Raw genomic sequence first — 16,616 nt, forward strand, 5'->3', positions numbered from 1 at the left:
GGCCGGCGTTGAAGTCGAACTTGCCGTAAGCCGAGGCGAAGTCGTTCATGCTTTTGAGTTCGATGTCTTTGGCGCGCAGGCGGAATTCGAAGTCTTCGAAATTGCTCAGCGGGTCAAACGTGGCGGTGGTTTCCAGCGGTGCGTGGCCGAGCAGCAGGGCTTTACCTTCGAAACGGGCATCGCGTTTGCCCTGTTTGTCGACCACGTTGGTCAGGTTGTAGATGCTCGCGTCGACATTGGTGGCGTTCATGTTGACCGGCGGCTTTGAGTTGAAATTGCGGAAACTGATCTTGCCGTCGTGAATCTGCACTTCGTCGAGGGTGATCGGCAGCAACTTGCCCAGTTGCGCGCGCCAGTCAGTGCCCTGACCGGTCTGGGAATTCTGCTTGTTGGCCCCGCCATCGACGAAGTTGATCTCGGGATTGATGAACTTCACTTGCGCCACGACAGCATGGTCGTACCACAGCGAATGCCAACTGACTGCCAGATCGATCAGCGGCGCATTGACGAACGGCACCGGCACCTTGCCGTCGACTTTGACGATTTTCAGGCCGTTAATCTTGTAGGCGCCGCGCCATAGGGCCAGATCGACATCAGTGATCTGGCCCCGATAGTCACCCATGTCCGCCAGCTTGCCGTTCAGGTAATCGCGCACCATGTAAGGCAGGGCAATGTGCAGCGCGATCAGCAACACAACGACGACGGCGAAAATCCCTAGTGGCCAACTGTAGCGACGCTTCATGACGGCAATTCCCTGACGATGTAAGCGATTGACTGTTACACCGCGCAGTCGTTCGACCCGACTGGACTGCGCCAGGCAACAGGCTTACCTTGGAAGGCTGAATTCAACGCTGCATAAGGACCCAGCCATGAGCCGTATTTTCGCTGACAACGCCCATTCCATCGGTAATACGCCGCTGGTGCAGATCAACCGCATAGCGCCACGTGGTGTGACCATTCTGGCCAAGATCGAAGGACGCAACCCCGGGTACTCGGTCAAGTGCCGGATCGGCGCCAACATGATCTGGGACGCCGAAAGCAGCGGTAAACTCAAGCCGGGCATGACCATTGTCGAGCCGACATCGGGGAATACCGGCATCGGTCTGGCCTTTGTGGCTGCTGCTCGTGGTTACAAATTGATGCTGACGATGCCGGCCTCGATGAGCATCGAGCGCCGTAAGGTCCTCAAGGCCTTGGGCGCCGAACTGGTTTTGACCGAACCGGCCAAGGGCATGAAAGGGGCTATCGAAAAGGCTGCCGAAATCGTCGCCAGCGATGCTGACAAATATTTCATGCCGGCGCAGTTCGATAACCCGGCCAACCCGGCCATCCACGAAAAGACCACCGGTCCGGAAATCTGGAACGACACCGACGGTGCCGTCGATGTACTCGTGGCAGGCGTCGGCACCGGTGGAACCATCACGGGCGTTTCGCGGTATATCAAGAATACTCAGGGCAAACCGATCCTTTCGGTGGCGGTGGAGCCGATGTCGTCGCCGGTGATCACCCAGGCGTTGGCGGGTGAAGAGATCAAACCGAGCCCGCACAAGATTCAAGGGATCGGAGCCGGCTTTGTGCCAAAGAATCTGGATCTGTCGATGGTCGACCGGGTCGAGCAGGTCACCGACGAAGAGTCCAAGGCCATGGCCCTGCGGTTGATGCAGGAAGAAGGGATTTTGTGCGGGATTTCCTGCGGTGCTGCAATGGCCGTAGCGGTGCGTCTGGCCGAGACGCCGGAGATGCAGGGCAAGACCATCGTCGTGATTCTGCCTGACTCCGGCGAGCGTTATCTGTCGAGCATGCTGTTCAGCGATTTGTTCACTGAGCAGGAGACTCAGCAGTAATCCAGTTGATTCAGGTCAGCCAGGGTTCAGGATCGTTATGCTAATAAATGCTTTGTTGCGCAATTCTTAACACTGAATCTTGTGTAAGGCGGGTTTTGCCCGGCGCCGGTAGTGTTTATCATGGCCGGCTGCCATGCCGGGTAAAATGGCATTGCGCAGCGTTGTCTTTATTCAAGGAGTCGTTGATGAGCTTTTCGTTAGCCGCCAAGGTGTCGGTGCTGCTGCTGTTTGTGGGCAGCATCCTCTATGTGCATTTGCGCGGCAAAGCGCGTTTGCCGGTTCTGCGCCAGTTCGTCAACCACTCGGCGCTGTTCGCCCCGTACAACGCCCTGATGTACCTGTTCTCCGGCGTACCGTCCAAGCCGTATCTGGATCGCAGCAAATTCCCGGAGCTGGATGTACTGCGCGACAACTGGGAAACCATTCGCGACGAAGCCATGCATTTGTTCGATGAGGGCTATATTCGCGCGGCGGAAAAGAACAACGACGCCGGTTTCGGCTCGTTTTTCAAGAAAGGCTGGAAGCGTTTCTACCTCAAGTGGTACGACAAACCGTTGCCATCGGCTGAAACCCTGTGCCCGAAAACCGTGGCGCTGGTCAGTGCGATTCCCAACGTCAAAGGTGCGATGTTTGCGTTGTTGCCGGGTGGCAGCCACCTCAACCCGCACCGCGATCCGTTCGCCGGCTCGCTGCGTTATCACCTCGGCTTGTCGACGCCGAACTCCGACGACTGCCGGATTTTCGTCGACGGTCAGGTTTACGCCTGGCGTGACGGTGAAGACGTGATGTTCGACGAGACCTACGTGCACTGGGTCAAGAACGAAACCGACCAAACCCGTGTAATTCTGTTCTGCGACGTCGAGCGCCCGCTGAGCAACCGCCTCATGACTCGCATCAACCGCGCGATCAGCGCCTGGCTCGGCCGTGCCACCGCACCGCAGAACCTTGATGATGAACGCGTCGGCGGGATCAACCAGGCCTACGCCTGGAGCAAGAACTTCAGTGACAGGTTCAGCGGCGTGGTCAAACAGTGGAAACGTCGTCATCCGAAAGCCTACCGCGTGATGCGACCGGTGCTGGCGGTGGTGGTGTTGACGTTGTTGGGGTATTGGCTGTTTGGTTGAGGCTGGATCAGGCAATAAAAAACCGCTCCTTGTGAGCGGTTTTTTATTGCCTGCGAATCAGCGCCGTCCAGCGAGAACGTTGGGTTCATCTACGTCAATGCCATCGACAAGAACTTGCAGAAATCGTTGCTGGTTGGTGGATAACACTAAATCCCCCAGCTTTTCATCGGCTTTGCGTGATCCCTTTTTCGAGGGGGTTCGTTTAACAACCTTACGCATTTTTTTGCCCTCGCTGATCATTAATTGAACAGTTTTCACAATACTTTACCCTCCACTGCGAGCACAAGCCGGCCATCCAAATCAAATGTGAAGCCGAGCTGTCTATATTTCGGAATGGCTCCTTGCATGGGCTCCTGAACTTCAATCAATCTGCTGCCAATAATTTGGGCAAATTCGTCAATGGCCAGCATCGCCAACGCCGCGATACGGTTTTTAAGTGGATGCGCTTCCCCTGGCCTTCCCTCTAGCCGCACGATTCGAATCCGCTGACGGCTATTGTTTGGAATGACAAAACACAGCCCGCAGAGCTCTTGTTCAAACCAGATCGCGACATCCAGAGACAAGGGTTCTCGGGTCTTCCAGGTGACGACATCTCCCCAGGAAAAATGCGGGTTATCCCAAAGCTCAAAAGCACTCATTGCCTGAGCATCGATGGCTTCGAAGCGTACTTTCGAAAAGTCTGCTCCCTCATGAAAAAGCATTTTCTTGGTGGTGATACTAGCCGCCTTTCTCGCCTCTGACCGATACAACTGATAGCGCAGATAACTCCGTTCCCTTGGCATATGATTTCGAGCATTCCATGTCTCCCCATCGGTAGGTGTAGCCGTTGCTCAACAGCCTATTCAGCTCTCATGCATCCGTCGCTACTGGCCCTTTGTCCAAATCATTGCAATCCATGTCGCCCGCTGGTTATAGTCGGCGCTCGTGAGTCGTATGCCTCACCTTCCACCCTCTCAAAAAAGATCTGCCAAATGCCTGCATCCCTCATCAACGCGGTAGTCGATTCAGCGGTCAACGCTGGCGTCGTGCCGTGCGGGAATCAGCAGCCCAAGCAGATCAGTCATTACCCCCCACCTGTCAGTAGCACGCCGGTGTGCGCAGTCGTATCACCGCCGGGCGTTGGCGTTTCGGGCTGATCGGCAGTTTTTGCTGACCCCTGCGCCCGCCAGAAAAACCTACTGAATTTCAGCCTCGGCTGAGTTGGCTTCTTGCCTGACTACAGGTGGTATTCATGTTTGTCCTGTCGAAAAAATCCGCGCTCGCGGCGGCGTCCACGAGCCTGTTCGTTCTGCTGTGGAGCAGCGGCGCGATCTTCTCCAAATGGGGCCTGGCCCACGCTTCGCCGTTTGCCTTTCTGCTGATTCGCTTTGTGATTGCCTTGTGCGGGCTGGTGCTGCTGGCGCCGTTGCTCAAGCTGAAGCTGCCCAAGGGCGGCAAACCAATGATGTTTGCGATCGCCACCGGCGTGGTGTTGTTGGGGGCTTATCAGATTTTCTATCTGCTGGCGCTCAACAGCAAAGTCACGCCCGGCGTGATGGCGACCATCATGGGCGTACAGCCGATTCTCACCGTGGTCTTGATGGAGCGGCAGCGCTCGGCGAGCCGGATGTTCGGTCTGGCCTTGGGGCTGGCGGGGCTGATCATGGTGGTTTACCAGGGCATCGGTCTGGCCGGAATGTCCTGGGCAGGGATGCTGTTCGGGTTGCTGGCGCTGGCGAGCATGACGCTGGGGTCGATCATGCAGAAGCGCATCACGGAAAATCCTCTCGGCACGCTGCCGGTGCAGTATCTGGCCGGGCTGTTGTTGTGCGGGATCTTTGTGCCGTTTCAGCCTTTCCACTTTGAACACAACGCAGGTTTTATCGTACCTGTGTTGTGGATGGGGCTGGTGGTCTCGGTGCTGGCGACGCTGTTGCTGTATCGACTGATCGCGCGAGGCAATCTGGTGAATGTCACCAGTCTGTTTTATCTGGTGCCAGCGGTGACGGCAGTAATGGATTACCTGATTTTCGGCAATCGCCTGGCGGCATTGAGCGTGCTGGGGATGCTGTTGATTGTGGTCGGCCTGGCATTTGTGTTCCGCAAAACCACTGAGTAGAGACTGTTACATAGCCTTCGCGAGCAGGTCGAATCGTCGCACCGTCGCTCCCACATTGGAATGCATTCCCCTGTAGGAGTGAGCCTGCTCGCGATAGCCATTTCGGCAGCGTCAGAAGTCTAGCGAGCTGTCACCTGCGAAGGTTTCACCACAGCAGGCTTCAACACCAGCCACAACGCCGCAGCAATCAACACCCCGCCATAAATGTGCGCCATCGATAACGGCTCATCCAGCAACAACGCCCCCCACAACACGCCGAACGGAGGGATCATGAAGGTCACGGTCATCGATTTCACCGGGCCAATGGAACTGAGCAAGCGGAAATAGATAATGTAGGCAAATGCCGTGCAGCCCAGACCCAGACCGAGCAGCGACAACCAGACATTCCAGCCGCCCCAACTGACCGGCGGTGCAGTGATCACGCTATAGGCGAACAATGGCAACAGGAACAGCGTCGCACCGAGCATGCTGCCCAGCGCCGACAGACGGCTGTCCAGGCCGCCAGCTTGATCGAGCCAGCGTCGTGCGAGGAAACCGGCGAAGCCATAGCAAGTGGTCGCGAGCAGGCAGGCGACGGCGCCCATCAACAGCTGCAAGTCGAACGCCACGGGGCCGGCGCGGGTCAGCACGCCAACACCGAACAGGCCGAGGAACACCCCACCCAACTTGGCAGCAGTGAGTTTTTCACTGAAGAACAACCCGCCAATCAGCACGCCCATCAACGGTGTCGTGGCATTGAAAATCGCCGAGTAGCCGGCTGGCAGTACCTGGGCGGCAACCGAATACAGCGTGGCAGGTATACCCGAGTTGATGACGCCCAGCAGCATCACGGTTTTCAGTTTGCCTTTGAAATCCCAGCGCACGCGCATCAGCCCGAGAATCACCAACAGGCCAACGGCCGCAATCGACACGCGAAAAAAACCGGTCGGGATCGTGCCGATCACCGGCGCAATAATGCGCATGAACAGAAAACTCGCGCCCCAGATGGCCGCCAGCGACAACATACGGAAAATATCGACAGGGCTCACGGCGGATCTCCTTCCTTGATCGGGACGAGAGTGTTGCCGAGCGCCCTGACGAAGGCAACCGCTATTCGGGCATTCAACTTTGCGTTCAGATCACAAAGCGTGTCACCAGACCGTTAAGGTCGACGGCCAGACGCGACAGTTCCTGGCTTGCGGCCGAGGTCTGGGTGGCGCCGGCGGCGGTCTGGGTCGAGAGGTCGCGGATGGTCACCAGATTCTGATCGACTTCACGGGCAACCAAGGCCTGCTGCTCGGCCGCGCTGGCGATCACCAGGTTACGTTGGTTGATCTGCGAGATCGACGCGGTGATTTTTTCCAGTGCCTGCCCGGCGCTGTTGGCGCGCCGCAACGTCTGACCCGCCTGTTCGGCACTGCTCTGCAACGCGCCCACGGTCGCCCCCGTACCTTGCTGGATGCTGCTGATCATCAGCTCGATTTCTTCGGTGGAATTTTGCGTGCGTTGGGCCAGCGAACGCACCTCATCGGCCACCACAGCAAAGCCGCGCCCGGCCTCACCGGCCCGAGCCGCTTCGATCGCCGCATTGAGGGCCAGGAGATTGGTCTGCCCGGCGATCCCGCGAATCACCTCCAGCACTTTGCTGATGTCCTGTGCCTGAGTGGCCAGGCCCTCGGCTTGGGCGGAAGCGCCGAGTACGGCATCGACCAACGCCTGAATCGAACTGATGGTTTCGCTGACCTGTACATGGCCGTGTTTGCTGTCTTCGTTGGAGGCAGCGGACGCTTCGGCGCTGGACACCGCGTTGGCGGCGACTTCATCCACCGCCGTGCTCATCTCGGTGACCGCTGTGGCGGCTTGTTCGATCTGATCGTTCTGCTGCTGCAGGCCGCGAGTGCTTTGCTCCATCACCGAACTCATTTCCTCGGCAGCGGAAGCCAGTTGCTGTGCCGATTCACTGATTCCTCGAATGGTCGAGCGCAAATTGCCTTGCATCTCGGCCAAGGCGTCGAGCAAATGCGCAGCCTCATCTTTACCGGTGCTGACGATCTGGCCGCTGAGATCACCGGCAGCAATACGCCGCGCCACATTCAGGGCCTGATTGATCGGGGTGGTGATGCTGCGCGTCAACTGCCAGGCCAACAGCAGCGTGGCAATCAGAGCGACCACGATGATCGTCGCGACGATCCACAATGCCCGTTGGTACATCGCCGACGCAGCCTTGGCGGCGGCGTCGGCACCTTGTTGATTGAGGCTGATCATCTGCTCCAGCGTCTTGTCGAGCACAGTGCCCTGCGGTGCCAGCTCGTTGCTCAAACGAGCGGAGGCCTGCTCGTTCTGACCGGCTTCAATCTGGCTGACAATCTGGTCGAGGATGTTGAGATATTTACCGACAGCCACGTTCAGACCGTCGAGCATCGCCTGTTCCTGATCACTGGCGATCAGGGCTTTGTGATCGTTGAGGCGTTTGAGCAATTCCTCACGTTGCGCCTTGAGAATGCCTTTGCTTCGGTCGCGCACCGCAGGCTGGGAGTTAGTGATCAGACGCAACGATTCAAGACGGATGCTGGCGATATTCGCCGCCGCGTCATGAATGCTCTCGATGCTGGGCATCCATGACTCTTCGATCACCGCTGCACTCTCGCGCAGGGTTTTCATCTGGCCCAGACCGAACAGGCCGACCACCACCAGCAGACCGGCCAAAATGGCAAAGCTCAAACTGGCGCGCAAACCTATGCGCAGATTCCGGATAGACATCAATGTGCTCCTTGATCTTTGAGGGGGGAGGTCGTCCTCGTCAGCGAGGATCTTGTTATGAGGTGGGTAATGGCGGGCTATATATCAAAGTGCCACTATTTTGGTAAGACCAATCTGGAGTCGTTGCTGACGATCCGCGCAGTTGCACAAAAGCCACGGACTAGACGCGTCTGTACTGTATTGGATCCGAAACCCAGAGAATTCGCGGGCTGGCGCAGGCCGGCCAGAAGGACCGTCAAGGTGATTAACTGACCGAACGGTCGATTAAAAAAACTTTGCTAAAAATCGTATCGCTGTACAACCCTGGCGCAGATTTGGCAGAAATTGCACTTCACCTGCGCGCCTATCCGTGGCTAAGCTCAGGCACAGATTTCCCAACGCACGCCGAGGTCTTATCTATGCCGCAGCAATGGCCAGCCACCGACATCGCCCGGATGATCCTCGATGGCTTTGACGATTACCGCGAGCAGTTCCGGCGCATCACCGACGGTGCCCGGGAGCGCTTCGAGCAGGCGCGCTGGCAGGAGACGCAAACCGCATCGGCAGCACGGATCAACCTCTACGAAGAGAAGGTCGGCGAAACCATCGCCCGCCTGCGCGAATATTTTGACGACGAAACGCTGATGAATGTCAGCTGCTGGCCGTTGGTGAAAAGTGCCTACATCAGCGTCATCGACCTGCGCTTCGACGATGAGCTGTCCGAGACCTGGTACAACTCGATTTTCTGCGGGCTGTTCAGCCACGACCTGATCAGCGACGGCTGCATGTTCATCCACACCACTCGCCCGAGCCTGCGCCGAGCCCGCGCCGCGCAAACCCGCACCTACAAGCCCCAGGGCCAGTTGTCGGGGATGCTGGCGAGCATTTTTGCTGACTACCGTTTCAGCGAGGACTACGCCGATTTGCCCGGTGACCTGCGCCGCCTCGAAGCGCAACTGCGCGAGAATCTGCCGGACTGGGTGTGCAAGGACCCGGAACTCAGCGTCGAGCTGTTTTCCTCGGTGCTCTACCGCAACAAGGGCGCGTATCTGGTCGGGCGCATCTTCACCCGCGACGAGCAGTGGCCGCTGGTGATTCCGCTGCTGCACCGTGAAGGGCGCGGGATCCAGATCGATGCATTGATCACCGACGAAGCCGATGTGTCGATCATCTTCTCGTTCACCCGTTCGTACTTCATGGTCGATGTGCCAGTGCCGGCGGAATTCATCGGTTTCCTGCGGCGTATCCTGCCGGGCAAGCACATCGCCGAGCTGTACACCTCGATCGGCTTCTACAAACACGGAAAATCCGAGTTTTATCGCGCGCTGATCAACCATCTGGCCAACACCGATGACCAGTTCATCATGGCCCCGGGGGTGCGAGGCATGGTCATGAGCGTGTTCACCCTGCCGGGCTTCAACACCGTGTTCAAGATCATCAAGGACCGCTTCTCACCGTCGAAAAACGTCGACCGCGCCACGGTGATCGAGAAGTACCGATTGGTGAAAAGTGTCGACCGGGTAGGGCGCATGGCCGATACCCAGGAGTTCGCCGACTTCCGTTTTCCGCTGAGCAAGTTTGATCCGGCATGTCTTGAGGAATTGTTGGAAGTGGCGCCGTCGACGGTTTCAGTCGAGGGCGACACCGTGCTGATCCGTCACTGCTGGACCGAACGGCGGATGACCCCGCTCAATCTGTATCTGGAAAACGCCAATGACGCGCAAGTGCGCGAGGCGCTGGAGGATTACGGCCTGGCGATCAAGCAACTGGCGGCGGCGAATATCTTCCCCGGCGACATGCTGCTGAAGAACTTCGGCGTCACCCGGCATGGGCGGGTGGTGTTTTATGACTATGACGAGATCTGCTTTCTGACGGAGGCCAACTTCCGCCACATTCCTGCGCCGCGCACGCCCGAAGATGAGATGGCCTCCGAGCCGTGGTATTCAATCGGACCGCTGGATGTGTTTCCCGAAGAATTTCCACCGTTCCTGTTTGCCGATTCGGGGCAGCGCAAGTTGTTCGATCAGTTGCATGGCGAGTTGTATAACGCCGATTACTGGAAGAGCCTGCAAGAGGCGATTCGCGCGGGGAAGGTCATTGATGTCTTTCCGTATCGGCGCAAAGGTCTCGACAACGAATAGCTCTTTTAAAAGCCCCTCACCCCAGCCCTCTCCCAGAGGGAGAGGGGGCCTACCGAGGTGTCTCAAGTCGAACGCCGACCTGAAAGAGCCTGGCGATTATGGAATCGGTGATGCACGTTCAGGTCGGCGAAGTTGGCAAAGTTGACTCGGTCGGTCCCCTCTCCCTTTGGGAGAGGGCTAGGGTGAGGGCTGCAATCCCCCTGACACGCCAAACATCTCCCAAATCTGCGACAATCCGCCCCCTGCATAAATAGACGACCGAATTGCCTACCCGATGACCGACGAATCGCCCTCCATCGACAAACTGCTGAAAAACCTCGACCACGCCATGATCGCCGACCGTCACCGGCTGCGGCGGCAGTTGCTTGAGCTGCGCAAGAAACCCGATGAGGCCAAACTGGCTGAGTGGGTGACGCGCATGCAGGCGTCCTGTGATCAGGTGCTGGCCCGCAAGGCCAGCCTGCCAGTGATTCGTTACGACGACAGCCTGCCAATTGCGGCCAAGCGCGACGAAATCAAAAAGGCGCTGGAGCAACATCAGGTGCTGATCATCGCCGGCGAAACCGGTTCGGGCAAAACCACCCAGTTGCCGAAAATCTGTCTGGAAATCGGTCGCGGCCAGCACGGTCTGATCGGTCACACCCAGCCGCGCCGAATCGCTGCACGCAGCGTCGCCAGCCGGGTCGCCGACGAGCTCGGCACGCCGCTCGGTTCGCTGGTCGGCTATCAGGTGCGTTTCGAAGATCAAAGCGATTCCAACACCCTGATCAAACTGATGACCGACGGCATTTTGCTCGCGGAAACCCAGAACGACCGCTACCTCGAACGCTACGACACGATCATCGTCGACGAAGCCCACGAACGCAGCCTCAACATCGACTTCCTGCTCGGTTACCTGAAAACCCTGCTGCCGCGTCGCCCGGATCTGAAGGTCATCATCACCTCGGCGACCATCGATCTGGAGCGCTTTTCCAAGCATTTCGACGATGCGCCGATTGTTGAAGTCTCCGGCCGTACCTTCCCGGTGGACACCTGGTATCGCCCGCTGACGCTGGAGCAGGACGAGGAGGGCAACCGCGTCGAGGATGACCTCACGGTGGATCAGGCGATCCTCGCCACCCTCGACGAAATCGCCGCCTATGAGCGCAGCGAACGCCGTAGTCCCGGCGATGTTTTGGTGTTCCTGCCCGGCGAGCGTGAGATTCGCGACGCTGCCGACATGCTGCGCAAGGCCCAAATCAAACACACTGAAATCCTGCCGCTGTACGCCCGCCTGTCGCCGGCGGAGCAGCAGCGGATTTTCCAGTCGCACCCGGGCCGTCGTGTGGTGCTGGCGACCAACGTTGCCGAGACCTCGCTGACGGTGCCGGGCATCCGCTACGTGATCGACAGCGGCACCGCGCGCATCAGCCGCTACAGCTATCGCGCCAAGGTGCAGCGCTTGCCGATCGAGGCGATTTCCCAGGCCAGTGCCAATCAGCGTAAAGGTCGCTGTGGTCGGGTCGAGCCGGGTATCTGCATTCGGTTGTACAGCGAAGAAGATTTTCTCGGTCGCCCGGAGTTCACCGATCCGGAAATTCTGCGCACCAACCTCGCCGCCGTAATTTTGCAGATGCTGCATCTGCGTCTCGGCGAGATCACCGCGTTCCCGTTTATCGAGCCGCCGGATGGCAAGGCGATCAGCGATGGTTTCAACCTGCTGCAAGAGCTCTCGGCGGTTGATCGCAACAGTCAGTTGACGCCGCTCGGTCGCCAGTTGGCGCGCCTGCCGGTCGACCCACGTATGGGCCGCATGCTGCTCGAAGCGGCCAAACTCGGCAGCCTGCAGGAAGTGCTGATCGTCGCCAGTGCCATGTCGATCCAGGATCCGCGCGAACGCCCGCCGGAGCGTCAGCAAGCCGCCGATCAGGCGCACGCGCAATGGAAAGATATCGACTCGGACTTCGCCGGTCTGGTGAATCTGTGGCGTGGTTTTGAAGAGCAGCGCCAGGCGCTGACGGCCAGCCCGCTGCGCAACTGGTGCCGCAAGAACTTCCTCAACTACCTGCGTCTGCGCGAGTGGCGTGATTCTCACCGCCAATTGAGCCTGATCTGCCGCGACATGCAGCTGAGCCTGAATAAAGAGCCGGCGGATTATCCGAAACTGCACAAAGCGGTGCTGGTCGGCCTGCTCAGCCAGATCGGCCAGAAAACCGAAGACGGCGATTACCTCGGCGCGCGTCAGCGACGTTTCTGGATTCATCCGTCGTCGGGCATCGGCAAGAAGCGCCCGCAGTGGCTGATGACCGCCGAACTGGTGGAGACCACCAAACTCTACGCACGCATGGTCGCCAAGATCGATGCCGACTGGATCGAACCGCTGGCCGGGCACCTGATCAAGAAAAACCACTTTGAACCGCACTGGGAAAAGAAGCGCGGCCAGGTCGTGGCGTTCGAACAGATCACCTTGTTCGGGCTGATCGTGGTCGGCCGCCGTCCGGTGCATTACGGTCCGGTGGATCCGGTGGTTTCGCGGGAGCTGTTTATCCGTGAAGGCCTGGTGCGTGGCGAAATTCAATCGAAAGCCAAGTGCCTGAGCGCGAACAAACAACTGCTGGAACAACTCGACGAACTGGAAGCCAAGGCCCGTCGCCGCGACATTCTCGCCGACGAAGAAACCTTGTACGCGTTCTACGATGCGCGGCTGCCAGCGGAGATTCATCAGACCGCGACCTTCGACAGTTGGTACCGCATCAACAGCCAGAAGAACCCGCAGCTGTTGATCATGCGCGAAGAGGACGTGCTGGCCCGCGAGGCCAGTGAAGTCACCGCGCGCGATTACCCGGACACGTTGCACATCGGCGATCTGGAGCTGGCACTGACCTACCACTTCGAACCCAATCATCCGCGTGACGGCGTGACCCTGCGTGTGCCGGCCCCGCTGTTGCCGATGCTGCCGCCGGAGCGTCTGGAGTGGCTGGTGCCGGGGATGATCGAGGCCAAGTGCATCGCCCTCGTGCGCAACCTGCCCAAAGCTTTGCGCAAAAACTTCGTGCCGGTGCCGGACTTTATCAAGGCTGCCTTGCAACGCATGACCTTTGCCGAAGGCTCGTTACCGCAAGCGCTGGGCCGCGAATTGCTGCGCATGACCGGTGCGCGGGTCAGCGATGAGGCGTGGGCAGAAGCTGAGCAAGGCGTCGAAGGGCATTTGCGGATGAACCTGGAGATCGTCGATGGCCAAGGCAAATTCCTTGGCGAAGGTCGCGATCTTGCCGAGCTGACCGCACGGTTTGCCGAAGCCAGTCAGGCCGCGCTAGCGGTGCCGCAGAGTGCGAAAAGTCAGCAGCCGGTGGAGGCGAAAGTCTTCGCCCCGGTGGCGGAAAAGACCCAGCAGAAGATCGCCGGGCTGTCGATGACGGTGTATCCGGCGCTGGTCGAAGAGGGCGGTACGGTCAAGGAAGGGCGCTTCTCGACCCCGGCCGAGGCCGAGTTCCAGCATCGTCGCGCGTTGCAGCGGTTGTTGATGCAGCAACTGGCCGAGCCGGCCAAATTCCTGCGCGGCAAGTTGCCGGGGCAGACTGAGCTGGGCTTGCTCTACCGCGAACTGGGCCGCGTTGATGCGCTGGTTGAAGACATTCTGCTGGCCAGCCTCGACAGCTGCATTCTTGAAGGCGAAGACCCGTTGCCCCGTGACGGTGCCGGGTTGGCGGCACTGGCCGAGCGCAAACGCGGCAGTTGGACCGAGCACGCCGAGCGCGTCGCCCGGTTGACGCTGGAGATTCTCAAGCTCTGGCACAGTCTGCAAAAACGCTTCAAGGGCAAGATCGATCTGGCCCAAGCCGTGGCGCTGAATGACATCAAGCAGCAGATCAATAATCTGGTGTATCCGGGCTTTGTCCGCGAGACGCCGATGCAGTGGCTCAAAGAGTTGCCGCGTTATCTGAAGGCGGTCGAGCAGCGTTTCGAAAAACTTGGCGCGCAGGTGCAGAAGGATCGCGTCTGGAGCGGCGAACTCGCCGGCCTCTGGGCGCAATACCAGACCCGCGCGGCCAAACATGCGCAGGAAGGCAAACGCGATCCGCAGCTTGAGCTGTATCGCTGGTGGCTGGAGGAATACCGGGTGTCGCTGTTTGCCCAACAGTTGGGGACCAAAGTGCCGATCTCCGACAAACGCCTGAACAAGCAATGGACCCAAGTAGAACCCTGAGCCCCCGCCGCTGATCGTTCCCACGCTCTGCGTGGGAACGCCTCTGGGGACGCTCCGCGTCCAGTGACGCAGAGCGTCACGGGCTGCATTCCCACGCAGGAGCGTGGGAACGATCATCCGCGTTGATCTTGAGAAAGGCGCCAAAAGCCTGCGTTTATGGCAAACTTCGCGACCATAAACGCCGGTTTCGCGACCCAGAGCCTTCGGCCGTGTCGCGCGACGGAATAATGCGATGCCAGGTTTGCGTCCCCCGGATGGGAATAGACCCTTTGTGTGTTGGTACGACGGTTCCAGCACTTTCTGCCTGAACAGATTAGAGAAACGACCATGCATAACGTCGTCATCAGCGGCACCGGCCTGTACACCCCGGCCAACAGCATCTCCAACGAAGAGCTGGTGCAGTCTTTCAACGCCTACGTCGCCCAGTTCAATGCCGACAACGCCGAGGCCATCGCCAGTGGCGAAATCCAGGCCCTGACCGAATCCAGCGCCGCGTTCATCGAAAAAGCCTCGGGCATCAAGAGCCGTTTTGTCATGGACAAGGACGGCATCCTCGATCCACAACGTATGGCCCCACGCCTGCCGGAGCGTTCCAACGACGAATGGTCGGTACTTTGTCAGATGGCCATTGGCGCTGCCGAACAGGCCCTGCAGCGCGCCGGCAAAACTGCCGCTGACATCGACGGTGTGATCGTTGCCTGTTCCAACCTGCAACGCGCTTACCCGGCCATCGCCATCGAAGTCCAGGAAGCACTGGGCATTCAAGGCTTCGGTTTCGACATGAACGTCGCCTGCTCCTCGGCGACTTTCGGTATTCAGGCCGCGGCCAACAGCGTGCAACTGGGCCAGGCCCGGGCGATCCTGATGGTCAACCCGGAAGTCTGCACCGGTCACCTGAACTTCCGTGACCGCGACAGCCACTTCATCTTCGGCGACGCCGCGACTGCGGTGATCATCGAGCGTGCTGATACCGCGACGTCCGCGTACCAGTTCGACGTGGTCAGCACCAAGCTGCTGACCAAGTTCTCCAACAACATCCGCAACAACTTCGGCTTCCTCAACCGCGCAGCGGAAGAGGGTATCGGTACCCGCGACAAGCTGTTCGTGCAGGAAGGCCGCAAGGTGTTCAAGGATGTCTGCCCGATGGTCGCCGAGCTGATCGGTGAACATCTGCAAGAAAACCAGCTCAACGTCGGCGACGTTAAGCGCTTCTGGCTGCACCAGGCCAACCTGAGCATGAATCACCTGATCGTGCGCAAGCTGTTGGGCCGCGAAGCCACCGAAGAAGAAGCGCCGGTGATTCTCGACACCTACGCCAACACCAGCTCCGCAGGTTCGGTCATTGCTTTCCACAAATACCAGGACGATCTGGCTGCCGGTTCGCTGGCTGTTTTGAGTTCGTTCGGTGCAGGCTATTCGATCGGCAGCGTGATTCTGCGCAAGCGTTGAAAATTGGTTTAATTTCCTCTTGAACGCGCCGACCTTTCCTACATCCGAATCGGCTCAAACGCTGTAATTTTTCGGAAATGGCGGCAGGTGAAGACCTGCCGCTATCATTTTCGGAATCGGCACAAGGAGATTTTTGGATGGCGGCTGACGACACCCAACTGCTTGCGCGCCTGCTGGCGGGCGAACAACAGGCTTTCAAGGAACTGGTGACGACGTATCAGAGCGCCATGCGCGCCGTGGCGTATGCGATTGTCGGCCAGCGCCACGTTGAAGAAGTGGTGCAGGACGCCTGGTTGTCGGTGGTGCGCCACATTGCTACCTTCGAAGGCCGCTCCAGTCTCAAGACCTGGCTGTTGACCATCACGGCCAACTCGGCCAAAAGTCGTTATAAACAAAATCGCCGGGAAGTGTTGATGGATGATTTGCCATCGCCCCACGGCACGATCGACGACGACCGCTTTTCTCCAGGTGATGGCCATTGGCTGGTTGCCCCTTTCGCCTGGCATCAGGACACTCCCGAAGCGCTGCTCACTGAAGGCGAATTGCGCGACTGTCTGGAGCACACCCTGCTGAACCTTTCGGAACTGCAAAGCAGCGTTTTGCTGTTGCGCGAGCGCCAGGGACTGGAGCTTGAGGAAATCTGTAATCTTCTGGAGATCTCCCTCTCCAATGTCCGTGTGCTGCTGCATCGTGCGCGGCTGAAAGTCTTCGCGACCGTGGAGCATTTTGAGGAGACCGGGGAATGCTGACCTGTAAGGAACAAGTGGCGCGCTCCAGCGATTATCTCGATGGCCAATTGAGCTTTCGCGAAAAGCTGTTGGTGCGTCATCACCTGATGTTTTGCCCGAACTGTCGGCGCTTCATTCGTCAGATGCGTTTGATGCAAGCGACCTTGAAGGCGATGCCGGAGAAGCCGGAGGAGGGAGTGGATGCGTTGGCTGAACGCCTGGCGGCGCAGCGGCGGGACGATAGCCCGTGAAAAAACACAGCCCGATGCAGCGCCAGCGAACGGATGATGGGGATCGCTGTAACTGCATCGGGCTGCAGGAAAATCAG

General features: G+C 58.9%; 14 protein-coding genes. 9 read left to right on the plus strand and 5 right to left on the minus strand.

Going from position 1 to position 16,616, the window contains the following annotated elements; all coding sequences use genetic code 11:
* Positions 1-742: DUF748 domain-containing protein (locus ACIF4X_RS21205; protein ID WP_397483606.1), on the minus strand; the 742-nt coding region annotated here is incomplete at its 3' end.
* Positions 743-869: 127 nt separating this feature from the next.
* Between ACIF4X_RS21205 and cysK the strand changes: the two genes are divergently transcribed.
* Positions 870-1,844 carry a cysteine synthase A gene (gene cysK / locus ACIF4X_RS21210; RefSeq protein ID WP_007911289.1) on the plus strand — a complete coding sequence of 325 codons (975 nt, stop codon included), beginning with the start codon at positions 870-872 and terminating at the stop codon, positions 1,842-1,844.
* 185 nt (positions 1,845-2,029) lie between these two features.
* Positions 2,030-2,968 carry an aspartyl/asparaginyl beta-hydroxylase domain-containing protein gene (locus tag ACIF4X_RS21215; protein ID WP_397483607.1) on the plus strand — a complete coding sequence of 313 codons (939 nt, stop codon included), beginning with the start codon at positions 2,030-2,032 and terminating at the stop codon, positions 2,966-2,968.
* A 57-nt stretch (positions 2,969-3,025) separates the two neighbouring features.
* Here the strand turns inward: ACIF4X_RS21215 and ACIF4X_RS21220 are convergent, their stop codons facing one another.
* Both ACIF4X_RS21220 and ACIF4X_RS21225 read right to left on the minus strand, forming a co-directional pair.
* Positions 3,026-3,226 carry a hypothetical protein gene (locus ACIF4X_RS21220; RefSeq protein ID WP_397483608.1) on the minus strand — a complete coding sequence of 67 codons (201 nt, stop codon included), beginning with the start codon at positions 3,224-3,226 and terminating at the stop codon, positions 3,026-3,028.
* Positions 3,223-3,750 (minus strand): hypothetical protein, encoded by a 528-nt coding sequence (locus ACIF4X_RS21225; RefSeq protein WP_150730371.1) that lies wholly within the window; start codon positions 3,748-3,750, stop codon positions 3,223-3,225. Before ACIF4X_RS21225 ends, ACIF4X_RS21220 begins: the two co-directional genes overlap by 4 nt.
* A 189-nt stretch (positions 3,751-3,939) precedes the next feature.
* Between ACIF4X_RS21225 and ACIF4X_RS21230 the strand changes: the two genes are divergently transcribed.
* On the plus strand, positions 3,940-4,104 hold the full coding sequence (locus ACIF4X_RS21230) for a hypothetical protein (protein ID WP_162835961.1): 165 nt from the start codon (positions 3,940-3,942) through the stop codon (positions 4,102-4,104).
* A 95-nt stretch (positions 4,105-4,199) separates the two neighbouring features.
* The gene (locus ACIF4X_RS21235) at positions 4,200-5,066 is read left to right on the plus strand and encodes a DMT family transporter (protein ID WP_397483609.1); all 867 of its coding nucleotides are present in this window, start codon (positions 4,200-4,202) and stop codon (positions 5,064-5,066) included.
* 119 nt (positions 5,067-5,185) lie between these two features.
* On the opposite strand, the gene ACIF4X_RS21240 is transcribed toward ACIF4X_RS21235, so the two are convergent.
* Together ACIF4X_RS21240 and ACIF4X_RS21245 are read right to left on the minus strand one after the other, a co-directional pair.
* A complete protein-coding gene (locus ACIF4X_RS21240; RefSeq protein WP_397483610.1) occupies positions 5,186-6,094 on the minus strand; it encodes a DMT family transporter in 909 nt (302 codons plus the stop codon).
* A gap of 85 nt (positions 6,095-6,179) precedes the next feature.
* The gene (locus ACIF4X_RS21245; RefSeq protein ID WP_397483611.1) at positions 6,180-7,805 is read right to left on the minus strand and encodes a methyl-accepting chemotaxis protein; all 1,626 of its coding nucleotides are present in this window, start codon (positions 7,803-7,805) and stop codon (positions 6,180-6,182) included.
* Between the two features lie 398 nt (positions 7,806-8,203).
* On the opposite strand from ACIF4X_RS21245, the gene aceK reads away from it, so the two are divergent.
* The 5 genes from aceK to ACIF4X_RS21270 all read left to right on the plus strand — a co-directional run bounded on the left by aceK (position 8,204) and on the right by ACIF4X_RS21270 (position 16,539).
* On the plus strand, positions 8,204-9,925 hold the full coding sequence (gene aceK, locus ACIF4X_RS21250) for a bifunctional isocitrate dehydrogenase kinase/phosphatase (RefSeq protein WP_397483612.1): 1,722 nt from the start codon (positions 8,204-8,206) through the stop codon (positions 9,923-9,925).
* A gap of 274 nt (positions 9,926-10,199) precedes the next feature.
* On the plus strand, positions 10,200-14,111 hold the full coding sequence (hrpA, locus tag ACIF4X_RS21255) for an ATP-dependent RNA helicase HrpA (protein ID WP_397483613.1): 3,912 nt from the start codon (positions 10,200-10,202) through the stop codon (positions 14,109-14,111).
* Positions 14,112-14,438: 327 nt separating this feature from the next.
* A complete protein-coding gene (locus ACIF4X_RS21260; protein WP_397483614.1) occupies positions 14,439-15,560 on the plus strand; it encodes a beta-ketoacyl-ACP synthase III in 1,122 nt (373 codons plus the stop codon).
* A gap of 137 nt (positions 15,561-15,697) precedes the next feature.
* Positions 15,698-16,309, plus strand: coding sequence for an RNA polymerase sigma factor (locus ACIF4X_RS21265; protein ID WP_397483643.1), 612 nt, complete (start codon positions 15,698-15,700; stop codon positions 16,307-16,309).
* The gene (locus ACIF4X_RS21270; RefSeq protein ID WP_397483615.1) at positions 16,303-16,539 is read left to right on the plus strand and encodes an anti-sigma factor family protein; all 237 of its coding nucleotides are present in this window, start codon (positions 16,303-16,305) and stop codon (positions 16,537-16,539) included. The genes ACIF4X_RS21265 and ACIF4X_RS21270 overlap by 7 nt, the downstream gene beginning before the upstream one ends.
* Positions 16,540-16,616 lie beyond the last annotated feature (77 nt).

The organism is Pseudomonas sp. NPDC085632, assembly GCF_044541255.1.
Taxonomy (GTDB): Bacteria; Pseudomonadota; Gammaproteobacteria; order Pseudomonadales; family Pseudomonadaceae; genus Aquipseudomonas.